Here is a 14511-nt window from a genome sequence, read left to right as displayed (position 1 = left end):
AAGGTGGACACATGACCCACACCCACAGTGACAGCCAGACCAAGAGCCACCAGCACGGTCACCACGCCACCGACTTCGACTGGGACGCGCTCGGCACGCACCTGGAGCACGAGGCGGAGGTGCACCGTCCCGTGTACGAGCAGGCCGCGGCCTGGATCGCCGGGCGCTTCCGGGGTGCGCAGGGCGTACGCCGCGTCCTGGACATCGGCAGCGGCCCCGGACTCATCACCTGCATGCTCGCCGAGGCATTCCCGGACGCGGAGGTCGTGGCCGTCGACAGTACGCCCGCGCTCCTTGAGCGCGCGCGGGCGCGGGCGGAGCGGTCCGGTCTGGGGGAGAGAGTGCGTACCGTCGTCGCCGAAGTCCCCGACGAGCTCGGTTCCTTGGGCGAGGCCGACCTGGTGTGGGCCGCCAATTCCCTGCACCACGTCGGAGACCAGCGCGCCGCCCTCACCGGCTTCGCCGGGCTGCTGCGCCCCGGCGGAACGGTGGCGCTGTTCGAGGGCGGGCTGCCGGTGCGCCGCCTGCCCCGCGACATCGGGATCGGCAGGCCGGGACTGGAGGCGCGGCTGGAGGCCGTGTCGAGCGAGCGGTTCACGCAGATGCGGGAGGCGCTGCCCGGCGCGAAGCCGGAGGTGGAGGACTGGAGCGCGCTGCTGGCCGCCGCCGGTCTCACCCCTGGCGGCAGCCGCTCCTTCCTGCTCGACCTGCCGGCTCCGCTGTCGGGCGTCGCGCGCCACCTGGTCGTCGAAAGTTTCACGCGGCTGCGGGAGGTGTTCGCCGAGCACCTGACGGCCGACGACGCGGCGACGCTGGACCGGCTGCTGGACGCGCGGGACGAGGCCGGGCTGGCCCGGCGCCGCGACGTATTCCTGCTGCAGGCGCGCACAGTGCACATCGCGCACCGCGCCTGAGCGGCGGCCGGCCGGACGCCGCGCCTACGGAGTGATCACCGGCTCCAACTGCCACCACTGGCCGGGGGAGTCGGTGTCCTCCCACTGCCGCACATTCGCGCCGTCGTCCATGCTGCCCTCCGCGACTTCGAGCAGCAGCCCGCTGACGTAACTGATCAGCGTGACCGTGCCCGGCGCGTCCAGGTGCTGCTCGATGACCCACTCCTGGGCGCCGAAGTTGTTGGCCTTCCACTGCTGGACGTTGGCGCCGTTCTCGGTGGAGGCCCCGGCGACGTCGAGCCGCTTGCCGCTGGCGGCGTTCACCAGGTGGTACAGGCCGCCGCCGCTGTGCACGGCGGACACCTCCCACTGCTGCGCCGGAGCGCCGGTGTCCTTGCCCTGCTGGACGTTGGCACCGCTGCCCTTGTGGCCGCCGTACACCTCCAGGAGCAGGCCGCTGCCGACATTGCGCAGCCGGTACGGGCCTTCCTGGATGGCCTGCGGCTTCGGGGCGTCCCCGCTCATGTTCCGTACTCTTTCAGGCAGTTGGGGCATTGAGGGCTGCGGTCGGCGGCTGGCCGCGTTCGGGGCCGCGCACGGCGAACGGCGCCAACCGGATCGTACGCGAACCGGTTGGCGCCGCAGCGGTGACGCCTGTACCGCTCGGGCTCAGGCGCCGAAGTCGAAGGTCGCCGGGTCGGGGCCGAGACGCTTGCCCTCGTCGAGCGCGGCGAAGGCCGCCAGGTCGTCGGCGTCCAGCTCGAAGTCGAAAACGTCGAGGTTCTCCTCGATCCGGGACGGCGTCACGGACTTGGGGATCACGACGTTGCCGGTCTGGAGGTGCCAGCGCAGCACCGCCTGGGCCGGGGTCTTGCCGTGCTTGCGGGCCACGGCGACGACCGTCGGCACCTCGAGCAGCCCCTTGCCCTGGCCGAGCGGCGACCAGGCCTCGGTCGCGATGCCGTGCTGGGCGTGGAAGGCGCGCGAGGCCTCCTGCTGAAGCTGCGGGTGGAGCTCGATCTGGTTGACGGCCGGGACGACCGAGGTCTCGCCGATCAGACGCTCCAGGTGCTCCGGGAGGAAGTTGGAGACGCCGATCGCCCTGGCACGGCCGTCGGCGTAGATCTTCTCGAAGGCCTTGTACGTGTCCACGTACGCGTCCTTGGAGGGCAGCGGCCAGTGGATCAGGTACAGGTCGACGTAGTCCAGCCCCAGCTTCGCCAGCGAGTCGTCGAAGGCGCGCAGCGTGGAGTCGAACCCCTGCTCGGAATTCCAGAGCTTCGTCGTGACGAACAGCTCGTCGCGGGCGACACCGGAGGCGGCGATGGCCTTGCCCGTGCCCGTCTCGTTCTCGTAGATCGCGGCCGTGTCGATGGATCGGTACCCGGCCTGGATGGCTGTGCCTACCGCCTTCTCGGCCTCGTCGTCAGGCACCTGCCAGACGCCGAAACCGAGCTGGGGCATCTCGACGCCGTTGTTCAGGGTGAGGGAGGGGGCCTTGCTCACGAGCGATCGATCCTTACGTCGTCGGTTGGTACTCCCAGCGTCAACGATTACGGGGCTCCACGCATTCCCGCCGCATTCTCCGCATTACCTGATGTCCCATCAGCACGTCACCGGTACAGCGCGTCGACCTCCACCCGGTACGCCGTCTCGATCGCCTTGCGCTTGAGCTTGAGCGAGGGGGTCAGCAGCCCGTGCTCCTCGCTGAACTCGTGGGCCAGTATCCGGAACGTACGGATCGACTCCGCCTGCGAGACCAGCGTGTTCGCGGCCACCACCGCACGCCGTACCTCCATCTCCAGATCCGGGTCCCGCACCAGGTCGGCCGCGCTGAGCGGCGGCTTGTCGCGCATCTGGAGCCAGTGGTCCACGGCCTCCCGGTCGAGGGTGACGAGCGCCGCGATGTACGGCCTGTCATTGCCGACGACGAGGCACTGGGCCACCAGCGGATGCGACCGTACGCGCTCCTCGAGACCGGCCGGCGACACGCTCTTGCCGCCCGAGGTCACCAGGATCTCCTTCTTCCGCCCGGTGATCGTCAGATAGCCGTCCTCGTCCAGCGAGCCGATGTCCCCCGTGGCCAGCCAGCCGTCGCGCAGTACGGCGTCGGTGGACTTGGGGTCGTTCAGGTACCCGGCGAAGACCTGGCCGCCGCGCAGCCAGATCTCGCCGTCGTCGGCGATGTGCACGGTCGTACCGGGCAGGGGCTGCCCCACCGTGCCGAACCGGGTGCGCTCGGGCGGGTTGGCGGTCGCGGCCGCCGTCGACTCGGTGAGCCCGTACCCCTCGAAGATGGTCACGCCCGCGCCCGCGAAGAACAGGCCGAGCCGCCGCCCCATCGCCGAACCGCCGGACATCGCGTGCCGCACGCGCCCGCCCATGGCCTCGCGCACCTTCGCGTACACGGCCTTCTCGAAGAACTGGTGCTGGAGCCGCAGCGCGGCGGAAGGACCGGAGCCGGTGCCGAACGCCCGGTGCTCCTGCGCCTCGGCGTACCGCACCGCCACCTCGACGGCCTTGTCGAACGGGCCGGCCTTCCCGTCCGCCTCGGCCCTGCGCCGCGCGCCGCTGTAGACCTTCTCGAAGATGTACGGCACGGCCAGGATGAAGGTCGGCCGGAAAGCGACCAGGTCGGGCATCAGCGCGTGCGCCGCGAGCACCGGCTGGTGCCCGAGCTTGACGCGCCCCCGCACCGCCGCGACCTCGACCATCCGCCCGAAGACATGCGCGAGCGGCAGGAACAGCAGCGTCGCCGCCTCGTCGCCCGGCTTGGCACGGAACACCGATTCCCAGCGGGCCAGTACGGTGTCGGTCTCGTACATGAAGTTGGCGTGCGTGATCACACAGCCCCTGGGCCGCCCCGTGGTCCCCGACGTGTAGATCACGGTCGCCACGGAATCGGGCGTCACCGCCCGGCGGTGGCGGTGCACCACCTCGTCGTCGATATGCGCACCCGCCCGGACGAGTTCGGCCTCCGCGCCCGTGTCGAGCTGCCAGAGCCGCTTGAGCATCGGCAGCCGGTCGACGACCGAGCCGATGGTCATCGCATGGTCCTCGTGCTCGACCATGCAGGCGGTGACACCGGCGTCGTGCAGGGTCCAGAAGACCTGATCGGCGGAGGCCGTGGGATAAACCGGGACCGGCTGGGCCCCGACCGTCCACAACGCGAAGTCGAAGAGGGTCCACTCGTAGCGCGTACGGGACATGATCGCGACCCGGTCGCCGAACCGCACCCCGTGTGCCAGCAGCCCCTTGGCGACGGCCAGCACCTCGTCCCGGAACCGGCCCGCCGACACGTCGTGCCAGCACCCGTCCTCACCCTTGCGCCCGAGCACGACGCGGTGCGGATCCTCCTCCGCGTGATCGAAGACGACGTCCGCCAGCCCGCCGACCTGAGGCGCCGTCGCCATGGGTGGGACAGTGAACTCGCGCAATGACCTGCTCCTTGTGGCGCTCCGCACAGCGCCGTGACGCTACCCCAACCGAGGGTCACATGGGGAAGGCTCGGGCGCTCTTCTGACCGTGGAGTAAGTATGGTGTGGAAATCTCCACGGAATCTGTACGCCCGCTTCCCATTTCCCGTCCCGGGCCGTCCCGGATACCCGGCCGTGGCACCGGATTCCCGGTCGCCGGCAACAGGTGTGACCATGAACAGGGCCCGTACCGACCGAGAGCGAGCAAGTGGAGCAGATGAGCCGCCGCCGCACGTCGCAGTTCCAGTTCCCGTCCTGGCTGCCGGTCGATCCGTACATCCTGCTGCTCCTCGGGACGGTCGTCCTCGCGACCCTGCTGCCGGCGTCCGGCACGGCCGCCGAAGCAGTCGGCGGGGTCTCCACCGGAGCGGTCGCGCTGCTGTTCTTTCTGTACGGCGCCCGGCTCTCCACCCGCGAGGCGCTCGACGGACTGCGCCACTGGCGGCTGCACCTGACGGTCCTCATCTGTACGTTCGCGCTCTTCCCGCTGCTCGGTCTCGCGGCGAAGGGCCTCGTCCCGTACGTCCTCACGCCTGAGCTGTACGGCGGCCTCCTCTTCCTGTGCCTGGTCCCCTCGACCATCCAGTCCTCGATCGCCTTCACCTCGATCGCACGCGGCAACGTCCCGGCGGCGATCTGCGCGGGCTCCTTCTCCAGCCTCGTCGGTATCGTCCTCACCCCGCTGCTCGCGGCGCTGCTGATCGGCGGCGCCGCGGGCGGCTTTACCGCGGACTCGGTGCCGAGGATCGCCCTCCAGCTGCTGGTTCCGTTCGCCGCGGGCCAGCTGCTGCGCCGGTGGATCGGCGGGTTCCTGGTGCGGTACAAGAAGGCGCTGGGCTACGTCGACCGCGGTTCGATCCTGCTCGTCGTCTACACCGCGTTCAGCCACGGCGTGACCGAGGGCATCTGGCACCAGGTGAGCCCCGGCCGGCTCGGGGCGCTGGTGGCGGTGGAGGCGGTGCTGCTCGCGGCGATGCTGACGGTGAGCTGGTACGGGGCGAAGCGGCTCGGGTTCGACCGGGCGGACCGGATCGCGATCCAGTTCGCCGGGTCGAAGAAGTCGCTGGCGGCGGGGCTTCCCATGGCGAGCGTGCTGTTCGGGGCCGGGGCGGGCCTGGCCGTACTGCCGCTGATGCTGTTCCACCAGATGCAGCTGATGGTGTGCGCGGTGATCGCCAAACGGCGTTCGCGGGATGCGGGGCGGCCCTGCGGGGCTTTTCCCCTACCCGCCCCTTCCCGAACTGTGGCTCCGCCCCAGACCCCGGTCCTCAAGCGCCGGACGGGCTGAAAGGCTGCCGCAAGCGGCACTACCAAGCACCTCCGAGGTCTGGGGCTTGCCCCGGTTCGGGAAGGGGCGGGTAGGGGAAAAGGCAAGGCTCCGCCCCCGCGCCTGGCAAGATCGTCGAGTGACTTCCGCGATACGTCCCTTCGGGCCCCGTCCCTGCGCCCTCACCGTGTGCCGCGGCTGCTGCTGCGGCGATGCCCGCAAGAACCCCGGTACGGACCACGAAGGCCAGCTGCGCCGCCTGCGCGGCGCGGCCGCCGCCTCCGGCGGGCGGCTCGTCGTGCGTACCAGCGACTGCCTCGGCCCGTGCGGCCAGGCCAACGTCGTCGTTGTCCAGCCGTCCACCGAGGGCCGCCGCAGAGGCGGGCGCGCCGCCTGGGTCGGCTGGGCGCTGGACGACGACTGTACGGACGACATCCTGGCCTGGGTCGCGGCCGGCGGCCCCGGCGTCGCGCCACCACCGGCCACCCTCGCGCTCCAGTTCATCCCGCCCCCGGCGGAGGCCCGGCAGCGGGCCCGGCGCGGGCGGCGCTGACCGCGTCTCCACCCAGAGGCCCGGCCGGCGCAGGGGGCGCTCCCCGCCGGCCGGGCCCGTATCCGGTGTCGCGGGGCGCCTCAGACCCCGGAGTGCAGGGCGATGCGCTCGTCACCCGCGTACACGTTCATGTTCGGCCCGCGCAGGAACCCGACCAGCGTCAGACCCGTCTCGGCCGCCAGGTCCACAGCCAGCGAGGAAGGGGCCGAGACCGCCGCGAGGACCGGGATCCCGGCCATCACCGCCTTCTGCGCCAGCTCGAAGGACGCCCGCCCGGAGACCAGCAGCACCGCGCGGGCCAGCGGCAGACGGCCGTCCCGGAGCGCCCGGCCCACCAGCTTGTCGACCGCGTTGTGCCGGCCCACGTCCTCCCGTACGTCGAGCAGCTCACCCGCCTCCGAGAAGAGCGCGGCGGCGTGCAGACCCCCGGTCCTGTCGAACACCTGCTGCGCCGCCCGCAGCCGGTCGGGGAGGCCGGCGAGCAGCTCGGGCGTCAGACGGACCGGGGGAGTGTCGGCGATCGGAAAGCGGGCGGCGGTGCGTACCGCGTCGAGACTCGCCTTGCCGCACAGGCCGCACGACGACGTCGTATAGACGTTGCGTTCCAGGGTGATGTCGGGGACCGGGACGCCGGGCGCCAGCTTCACGTCCACCACGTTGTACGTGTTCGAGCCGTCCTCCTTGGCCCCCGCGCAGTACACGATCGACTGCACGTCATCGGCGGCGGCCAGCACCCCCTCGCTCACCAGGAACCCCGCCGCCAGCGCGAAGTCGTCGCCCGGCGTGCGCATCGTGATCGCGAGCGGCTTGCCGTTCAGCCGGATCTCCAGTGGCTCCTCGGCGACCAGCGTGTCCGGCCGGGCGCTCACCACCCCGTCCCTGACGCGGATGACGCGGCGGCGCTCGGTGACCCGTCCCATGGTGATCAGTCCCACTTCTTCGTGATCTTCATGATCAGCGCTGTTGTACGTGCTGGTAGCCGAACCGGCCCTTGATGCACAGGTTGCCGTGGGTCACCGGGTTGTCGTGCGGCGAGGTGACCTTGACGATCTCATTGTCCTGTACGTGCAGGGTGAGGTTGCAGCCGACGCCGCAGTACGCGCACACCGTGGTCGTCTCCGTCTGGGACTCCTCGTCCCAGGTCCCGGCCGCCCGCATGTCGAACTCCGACTTGAAGCTGAGTGCGCGACGCGGGCCGCGTCCGGGCCGAACCGTTCCGGCTTCGCCTCGTACTCCTTGATCCACTCGGCGGCGCGCGGTGTCGTGGAGAGGTCGGTGGACGAGGCGAGCAGCTCCAGCACGATCTTGCGGCTGTGGCGGGCGCGCTCGGTGTCCGTACGTACGACCATGTGGGGCTCGGCGCGGCGCGAGCAGGCCGGGGCGAGCGTACGGGCGCCTTCGACTTCGACGACGCAGAGGCGGCACGCGTTCTTGGGGGTGAGGGTGTCGCCCTGGCACAGGGTCGGGATGTCCTTGCCGGCGGGCCGGCAGGCGTCGAGGATCGTCGAGCCCTCGGGGACGCGGGTTTCCTGCCCGTCCAGGGTGAACTCGATGAGCCTGCGCGGTGGTTGAAGGGGAATCGCGGTCATTCGAAGGCTCCCAGGCGGTCGATGGCGGACTCGACGGCGTTCCAGGCGGTCTGTCCGAGACCGCAGATCGAGGCGTCCCGCATGGCCCCGCCGACCTCGCGCAGCAGCGCGATGTCGCCGGCGGCGGCAGCGCTCGTACGGTCCTTGATCCGGTGCAGTGCTTCCTCCTGGCGTACGGTCCCGACGCGGCAGGGCACGCACTGCCCGCACGACTCGTCGCGGAAGAACTCGGCGATGCGCAGGAGGATCGCGGGGAGTTCGACCGTGTCGTCGAGGACCAGGACGACTCCGGAGCCGAGGGTGGCGCCGGCGGCGCGCGTGCCTTCGAAGGTGAGCGGGATGTCGAGTTCGTCGGGGCGTACGAAGCCGCCGGCCGCGCCGCCGAGGAGGATGGCGCGCAGGGCGGGCGGCGGGCCCGCGAGTTCGAGGAGGTCGCGCAGCCGGGCGCCGAAGGGGAGTTCGTAGATGCCGGGGCGGTCGACGCTTCCCGACACGCAGAACAGTTTGGTCCCGGTGGACGACCCGGTGCCGGTACGGGCGTATGCCTCGGCCCCTTCCGTGAGGATCGGCAGCACGTTGACCAGCGTCTCGACGTTGTTGGCGGCGGTCGGCTTTCCGTTGAAGATCGCCGTCTCCTCGCCGCAGATGTACGCGCCCGCGCCGCGCCGGATCTCGATGTCGAAGGCGTAGCCGTGGCCGAGGACGTCCGGGCCGAGGAAACCGCGCAACCGGGCCTGGCCGATGGCATGGGTGAGGCGTTCGTACGCCCGCGGGTACTCACCGCGGAGGTACAGGTAACCCTGGTGGGCGCCGGTGGCGTACCCGGCGATGGTCATCGCCTCGACGAGGGCGTACGGATCACCCTCCATCAGCACCCGGTCCTTGAAGGTGCCGGGCTCGCTCTCGTCGGCGTTGCAGACCAGGTAGTGGGGGTGGTCGGGCCGGCGGGCCGTCGCCTCCCACTTCCGCCCGGTGGGGAACGCGGCACCGCCCCTTCCCACGAGCCCGGCGTCGAGTACCTCCCGGATCACCCCTGCCGGGCCGAGCGCGAAGGCGCGGCGCAGGGCGGTGTATCCGTCGGCGGCGCGGTAGCCGTCGAGGCTGTACGGGGCAACGCCGCCGATCCGCTTCAGGAGCACGAGGGCCGGGTCGCCGGCCTGGGGTACGGCGGCGGTAGCGGGAGGTTCGGGCGCGGCGCGCTCCGGGGCTCCTACGGCCGCGAGCACCGTTTCCACGGTGGCGGGGGCGAGTGCGGCGGCGGCGCGGGGACGGGGCGCGGCGGCCACTGTGCCGGTCCCGGCGGGGTGCGCCGCTCCTGTCCTGGCCACCTCGCCGTGTGGTTGCGGAGCCTCTCGTCCGGGCGCCGCAGCGCCGGGCCGTGCGGGCCCCGTGCCGGTCGCCGCAGTGCCGGGCTGCGCCGCCGCCGTCCCGACCGGTGTGGCGCCTGCGGCGGGCTCTTCCCCCACCCCGCCCCTTCCCGAAGCCAAGGGACTCCGCCCCCTGGAACCCCGGTCCTCAAGCGCCGGACGGGCTGGACTGGCGGGGCGTGCGGAGCTGCCGTGCCGACGGCTGGGCGCGCGCCCCGAACCGGCGCCCCCCTCCGGGGGTCTGGGGGCTTGCCCCCAGTTTCGGGAAGGGGCGGGTATGGGGAAAGAATCCGCCCCCGCCCCAGCCCCGGCGAACGGGGCTCCCCCGCCCTGGGGGCCCCGTCCCGGTCCGGGGTCGGGTCCGGACCCGAGCCAGGCCCCGCCCCCGTCCAGCGCACACGCCCCGCGCCCCCCTCCACCCCCGCCTGGAGCAACAACGCCGCCGGCGCCCGTTCGCACAGGCCCAGGCAGGGGCTCGGCTGTACGGACACGCCTGCCCGGGGTGCGTTCAGGCGCTCCTCCAGCGACTCGCGCACCGGCCCCGCGCCCCGTGCCGCGCAGGCCAGGAGCAGCTCGTCCACCGCCGCCCGTTCGTCGTCCGACGGCTTCGCCCCCGTGTATTTCACGTCCATGCCGGCACCTGCCTGTCGACGTCCCCGCGCAGATCCAGTTTCTCGATCCGGATGGCCGACGCCTTGAACTCCGCCGTCCCCGCGATCGGACAGTTCGCCTCGATCGTCAGCTGGTTGGTGTCGACCTCGTCGGGGAAATGCATCGTCATGAAGGCCAGCCCCGGCCGCAGCCCCGGATCGACCCACACCGGCGCGGTCACCGCGCCCCGCCGCGACGAGACCCGGACCTCCTCGCCCACCTCGACGCCGTACGCCGCCGCGTCCTCGGGACACAGCTCGATGTACTCGCCGCGCCGCAGCGGGGAAGCGCAACTCCCGCTCTGCACACCGGTGTTGTACGAGTCCAGCCGTCGCCCCGTCGTCAGCCGCAGCGGGTAGTCCTCGTCCGTCAGGTCGACCGGCGGGTCGTGGGCCACCAGGCCGAAGGGAGCGGCCGGGCCCCGCCGCTCCGGGTCCGTCTCCCACAGCCGCGCGTGCAGGAAGGTGGAAGGCAGGCGGTCCGTGTCGGGACACGGCCACTGCAACCCCTGGTGTTCCTCCAGACGGTCGTACGTCATGCCGTAGTGATCGGGGGAAAGGGCCCGCAGCTCGTTCCAGACCGCTTCCGAGTCGGCGAACTTCCAGGCGTGACCACCGTGACCCAGCCGTCCGGCCAGCGCGCAGATGATGTCGATGTCCTCGCGCGCCTCACCGGGCGGCTTCACCGCCGCCCGCACCCGCTGCACGCGCCGCTCACTGTTGGTCGTCGTACCGTCCGTCTCCGCCCACGCCGCCGTGGCGGGCAGGACCACGTCCGCCAGCTGCGAGACATCGCGCCCAGGCTCGCCGATCGAGAAGCGGGTGCCTTCCAGGTGCCGTACGACGCCGGGGGCCTCGATCTCGGTCGCGGCGTACACGACACACCCGATGGCGCGGGCCGGCGGCAGGGTCGCGCTGACGGTGCCCGCCGGGTCGACGCTCTCGATGCGGCGGCCCTCGTACGGTCCCGGCAGGCCGTGGAAGTACCACCAGGGGATGCCGTTCTGCGCGGCGATCACCGCCGTACGGTCGTGCAGGAGCGGGTGTACGAGAGGGCCCGAGCCCGCGTAGGAATTGGCCTTCAGGCCGAGGAAGACGTAGTCGACGGGCCCGACCTCGGCCGGGTCGTCGGTCGCGGCGGGCCGCGCGGTGAAGTGGCCGCGGGGGCTGAGCACCCGGACGCCGCCCTGGCGCATGGCCGTGAGGTGCGGGCCGCGGGCGATCAGATGGACCTCGGCGCCCGCGCGGTGGAGCGCGGCCCCGACATACGCGCCGATGGCTCCGGCGCCGACAACTGCGACTTTCACGGAGCTCTCCGATCGCTGAGGGACCGAGTGAGGGGGAGCGGGAAGGGTCGACAGAATATTGTCTACAGTATGCCTCGGGCCGGTCAAGGCCCGCCGTCGGCAGGAAGCTCCAAAGAGTCGGGGGCGAATCCTGTCGGTTGACGTGCCGTCGTACTGGTGAGTCACAAAGAAGACTGGACCGTTCCGACTGTCCGCAAAGAGGGGTGGAACCGCCAATGACCGGCTCACGAGTCGTCGCGCTCGGGCACTATCAGCCTGCCAAGGTGCTCACGAACGACGATCTGACGGCCATGGTCGACACCAGTGACGAGTGGATCACCAGCCGGGTCGGCATCAGGACCCGCCATGTCGCGGGCCCCGACGAGCCCGTGGACGAGCTGGCCGCGCACGCCGGAGCCAAGGCCCTCGCCTCCGCGGGTCTCACCCCTGCCGACATCGACCTCGTCCTGGTCGCCACTTCCACCGCGATCAACCGCTCCCCGAACATGGCCGCCCGCGTCGCCGCCCGCCTCGGCATGGGCTCGCCCGCGGTGATGGACCTCAACGTCGTCTGCTCGGGCTTCACGCACGCCCTCGCGACGGCCGACCACGCCGTACGGGCCGGATCCGCCACCCGCGCGCTGGTTATCGGCGCCGACAAGATGGCCGAGATCGCCGACTGGACCGACCGCACCACCTGCGTGCTCGTCGGCGACGGCGCGGGCGCCGCGGTCGTCGAGGCGTGCGCCGAGGACGCGGAGCCGGGGATCGGCCCGGTGCTCTGGGGCTCGGTGCCGGAGATGGGTCACGCCGTACGCATCGAGGGCACGCCCCCGCGCTTCGCCCAGGAGGGCCAGTCCGTCTACCGCTGGGCCACCACCCAGCTGCCGCCCATCGCGCGCAAGGTGTGTGAGCGGGCCGGCGTGACGCCCGAGGAGCTGGCGGCGGTCGTCCTGCACCAGGCGAACCTGCGGATCATCGAGCCCGTCGCGCAGAAGATCGGCGCGGTGAACGCGGTGATCGCCCGCGATGTCGTCGACTCGGGCAACACCTCGGCGGCCAGCATCCCGATGGCGCTGTCCAAGCTGGTCGAGCGCGGCGAGATCGAGTCCGGCGCGCCCGTGCTGCTCTTCGGTTTCGGCGGCAATCTCTCGTACGCGGGCCAGGTCATCCGCTGCCCCTGATCCGTCCCCTCCGCCATGAGTCCGGGCCCCGGCGCGACAGCACCGGGGCCCTTACCCGAACGCGATCAGTAGACTGTAGACGATAGCCAATCCACATGTCAGCGCTCGCCGATGTTTGCCCGAAGGGGGACACCGCGATGTTGTCCGCAGGACTGCCGCACGGGACCGTACCCAAGCTGGAGAGGCCCGGACCACTCCGTGAGCGCGTGTACGAGGCGCTGCTCGAACTCATCACGACCCGGGCCCTGCGGCCCGGCCGGCACCTGATCGAGAGCGAGCTCGCCGGACACCTCGGGGTCTCCAGGCAGCCGGTGCGTGAGGCGTTGCAGCGGCTCAACACGGAGGGGTGGGTCGATCTGCGGCCCGCGCAGGGCGCGTTCGTCCACGAGCCCACCGAGGAGGAGGCAGACCAGCTGCTCTCCGTACGTACCCTCCTTGAGGCGGAAGCGGCCAGGCTCGCCGCCGCCCACGCGGGTTCCGCCGGGATCGCCGCGCTCGAAGAGGTGTGCGCGCGGGGCGAGCAGGCTGTCGCGGACGACGACGTGGACCTCGCCGTGTCGCTCAACGCCCAGTTCCACGCCAAGGTCATGGAGCTGGCGGGCAATGTCGTCCTCACCGAACTGGCGGCGCAGGTCGGCCGGCGCGTCCGCTGGTACTACACGCCGGTCGCCCGGCAGCGCGGCAAGCAGTCCTGGATCGAGCACCGTGCGCTGATCGCGGCGATCGCGGACCGCGACGAGCAGCGCGCCACCGAGATCATGCGTGCCCACACGGAACACACCCGCACGACGTACCACGAGCGCGTGGCGCAAGGGTGATCGCGTACGGCCCCAAGGGAGGCTGAAGGCCGCTCAGTTGTGGACGGCTCCGGCTTTGTCCTCGGTGTGGAGAAAGTTGTAGTGGATTGCTGCGCAACTTCTTCCCACTTCCGGCAGCCGCTGCTACGTTCCCCTCCAAAGCCCGGCAGTGAACGGCCGATGAGGCAGGGAGGGGCACGTGAGACGGATGACGGCTCGACCCGCGAACGCGCATCAGGCGCGACTGCTCCGCCTGCTGCGCGACGGCGGGCCCAACTCCCGTGCCCAGCTCGGCGATCAGATCGATCTCTCCCGTTCCAAACTCGCCGTCGAGGTCGACCGGCTGCTCGACACCGGTCTGGTCGTCGCCGACGGCCTCGCCGCCTCGCGCGGCGGCCGCCGCTCGCACAACATCCGGCTCGCACCCGCCCTGCGTTTCCTGGGCATCGACATCGGCGCCACCTCGATCGACGTGGCCGTCACCAACGCGGAGTTGGAGGTACTCGGTCACCTCAACCACCCCATGGACGTACGGGAGGGCCCGGTCGCGGTCTTCGAGCAGGCCCTCGCCCTCGCCGCCAAGCTCAAGGCGTCCGGCCTCGCCGAGGGCTTCGACGGGGCCGGCATAGGTGTGCCGGGCCCGGTCCGCTTCCCGGAGGGTGTGCCGGTCGCGCCGCCGATCATGCCGGGCTGGGACGGTTTTCCCGTACGCGAGGCACTCAGCCAGGAACTGGGCTGCCCCGTCATGGTCGACAACGACGTGAACCTGATGGCGATGGGGGAGCAGCACGCGGGCGTCGCACGCTCGGTGGGCGACTTCCTCTGCGTCAAGATCGGCACCGGCATCGGCTGCGGCATCGTCGTCGGCGGCGAGGTCTACCGGGGTACGACCGGCAGCGCCGGCGACATCGGCCACATCCAGGTCGAACCGGACGGCCGCGCTTGCGCCTGCGGCAACAAGGGCTGCCTGGAAGCCCACTTCAGCGGCGCCGCGCTCGCCCGCGACGCCGAGGACGCGGCCCGCTCCGGCCGCTCACCGGAACTGGCCGCGCGGCTGGAAACGGCGGGACGGCTCACGGCCGCCGACGTCGCCGCGGCCGCCGCCGCCGGCGACGCCACCTCGCTCGACCTCATCCGCGAGGGCGGAAACCGTGTCGGCCAGGTCATCGCCGGACTCGTCAGCTTCTTCAACCCCGGGCTCGTGGTGATCGGCGGCGGGGTGACCGGCCTCGGCCACACCCTGCTCGCCAGCGTCCGTACCCAGGTCTACCGCCAGTCGCTGCCGCTCGCGACCGGCAACCTGCCCATCGTCCTGGGCGAGCTGGGGCCCGCCGCCGGCGTGATCGGCGCGGCCAGGCTCATCAGCGACCACCTGTTCTCGCCTGCCTGAGCCTCTGGCCGGCAAGTAATACGGCACCACCCCCGCTCTTTCGGCCGGGGGTCCGGGGG

11 protein-coding genes and 3 pseudogenes are annotated in these 14511 nt (G+C 71.6%); 6 read left to right on the top strand and 8 right to left on the bottom strand.

All coding sequences use genetic code 11. The features are described 5' to 3' along the window. The first annotated feature begins 11 nt into the window (after window positions 1-11). Window positions 12-914: a trans-aconitate 2-methyltransferase gene (locus J7E91_RS34315; protein WP_214911171.1), complete on the top strand. Its 903-nt coding sequence runs from the start codon at window positions 12-14 to the stop codon at window positions 912-914. 24 nt (window positions 915-938) lie between these two features. On the opposite strand, the gene J7E91_RS34310 is transcribed toward J7E91_RS34315, so the two are convergent. The 3 genes from J7E91_RS34310 to J7E91_RS34300 all read right to left on the bottom strand — a co-directional run bounded on the left by J7E91_RS34310 (window position 939) and on the right by J7E91_RS34300 (window position 4306). Continuing rightward, complete coding sequence (locus J7E91_RS34310; protein WP_214911169.1) at window positions 939-1418, bottom strand: RICIN domain-containing protein; 480 nt, start codon at window positions 1416-1418, stop codon at window positions 939-941. Window positions 1419-1562: 144 nt separating this feature from the next. Next, the gene (locus J7E91_RS34305; RefSeq protein ID WP_214911168.1) at window positions 1563-2399 is read right to left on the bottom strand and encodes an aldo/keto reductase; all 837 of its coding nucleotides are present in this window, start codon (window positions 2397-2399) and stop codon (window positions 1563-1565) included. A 107-nt stretch (window positions 2400-2506) separates the two neighbouring features. Continuing rightward, a complete protein-coding gene (locus tag J7E91_RS34300) occupies window positions 2507-4306 on the bottom strand; it encodes a long-chain fatty acid--CoA ligase (protein WP_214911166.1) in 1800 nt (599 codons plus the stop codon). A gap of 280 nt (window positions 4307-4586) precedes the next feature. On the opposite strand from J7E91_RS34300, the gene J7E91_RS34295 reads away from it, so the two are divergent. Beyond that, window positions 4587-5657, top strand: a complete 1071-nt coding sequence (locus tag J7E91_RS34295; RefSeq protein WP_214911164.1) for a bile acid:sodium symporter family protein — start codon at window positions 4587-4589, stop codon at window positions 5655-5657. A gap of 118 nt (window positions 5658-5775) precedes the next feature. Beyond that, window positions 5776-6189, top strand: a complete 414-nt coding sequence (locus tag J7E91_RS34290) for a (2Fe-2S) ferredoxin domain-containing protein (protein WP_214911162.1) — start codon at window positions 5776-5778, stop codon at window positions 6187-6189. Between the two features lie 80 nt (window positions 6190-6269). On the opposite strand, the gene fdhD is transcribed toward J7E91_RS34290, so the two are convergent. The 5 genes and pseudogenes from fdhD to J7E91_RS37165 form a co-directional block, all read right to left on the bottom strand. Next, the gene (gene fdhD / locus J7E91_RS34285; protein ID WP_214911200.1) at window positions 6270-7109 is read right to left on the bottom strand and encodes a formate dehydrogenase accessory sulfurtransferase FdhD; all 840 of its coding nucleotides are present in this window, start codon (window positions 7107-7109) and stop codon (window positions 6270-6272) included. Between the two features lie 34 nt (window positions 7110-7143). Next, window positions 7144-7778 (bottom strand): annotated as a pseudogene (locus J7E91_RS34280) (2Fe-2S iron-sulfur cluster-binding protein). Next, a pseudogene (locus J7E91_RS34275) lies at window positions 7775-9034 on the bottom strand (NADH-quinone oxidoreductase subunit F); the annotation flags it as partial. The pseudogenes J7E91_RS34275 and J7E91_RS34280, both read right to left, overlap by 4 nt. 733 nt (window positions 9035-9767) lie before the next feature. Then, window positions 9768-10577, bottom strand: a complete 810-nt coding sequence (locus J7E91_RS37170) for a molybdopterin oxidoreductase family protein (RefSeq protein WP_374224824.1) — start codon at window positions 10575-10577, stop codon at window positions 9768-9770. A gap of 3 nt (window positions 10578-10580) precedes the next feature. Further along, window positions 10581-11102: pseudogene (locus J7E91_RS37165) on the bottom strand (2-dehydropantoate 2-reductase); the annotation flags it as partial. 215 nt (window positions 11103-11317) lie between these two features. Here J7E91_RS37165 and J7E91_RS34265 point away from each other — a divergent pair. The 3 genes from J7E91_RS34265 to J7E91_RS34255 all read left to right on the top strand — a co-directional run bounded on the left by J7E91_RS34265 (window position 11318) and on the right by J7E91_RS34255 (window position 14452). Next, a complete protein-coding gene (locus tag J7E91_RS34265; protein ID WP_214911158.1) occupies window positions 11318-12265 on the top strand; it encodes a beta-ketoacyl-ACP synthase III in 948 nt (315 codons plus the stop codon). Window positions 12266-12402: 137 nt separating this feature from the next. Then, window positions 12403-13083, top strand: coding sequence for a GntR family transcriptional regulator (locus J7E91_RS34260; protein ID WP_214911156.1), 681 nt, complete (start codon window positions 12403-12405; stop codon window positions 13081-13083). 187 nt (window positions 13084-13270) lie between these two features. Beyond that, complete coding sequence (locus tag J7E91_RS34255; protein WP_214911154.1) at window positions 13271-14452, top strand: ROK family transcriptional regulator; 1182 nt, start codon at window positions 13271-13273, stop codon at window positions 14450-14452. Window positions 14453-14511: the final 59 nt, after the last annotated feature.

Source organism: Streptomyces sp. ISL-99, from assembly GCF_018614005.1.
Classification (GTDB): domain Bacteria; phylum Actinomycetota; class Actinomycetes; order Streptomycetales; family Streptomycetaceae; genus Streptomyces; species Streptomyces flavidovirens.
The sequence above is the reverse complement of the archived record's forward strand: the minus strand, read 5'-3'. Positions and strand labels throughout refer to the sequence as shown.

Bases quoted from the DNA above. Each gene is read 5' to 3' on its own strand.
- J7E91_RS34255 (WP_214911154.1), top strand. From the start codon at position 13,271: ATGACGGCTCGACCCGCGAACGCGCATCAGGCGCGACTGCTCCGCCTG.
- J7E91_RS34260 (WP_214911156.1), top strand. From the start codon at position 12,403: ATGTTGTCCGCAGGACTGCCGCACGGGACCGTACCCAAGCTGGAGAGG.
- fdhD (WP_214911200.1), bottom strand. From the start codon at position 7,109: ATGGGACGGGTCACCGAGCGCCGCCGCGTCATCCGCGTCAGGGACGGG.
- J7E91_RS34315 (WP_214911171.1), top strand. From the start codon at position 12: ATGACCCACACCCACAGTGACAGCCAGACCAAGAGCCACCAGCACGGT.
- J7E91_RS34295 (WP_214911164.1), top strand. From the start codon at position 4,587: ATGAGCCGCCGCCGCACGTCGCAGTTCCAGTTCCCGTCCTGGCTGCCG.
- J7E91_RS34300 (WP_214911166.1), bottom strand. From the start codon at position 4,306: ATGGCGACGGCGCCTCAGGTCGGCGGGCTGGCGGACGTCGTCTTCGAT.
- J7E91_RS34310 (WP_214911169.1), bottom strand. From the start codon at position 1,418: ATGAGCGGGGACGCCCCGAAGCCGCAGGCCATCCAGGAAGGCCCGTAC.
- J7E91_RS34265 (WP_214911158.1), top strand. From the start codon at position 11,318: ATGACCGGCTCACGAGTCGTCGCGCTCGGGCACTATCAGCCTGCCAAG.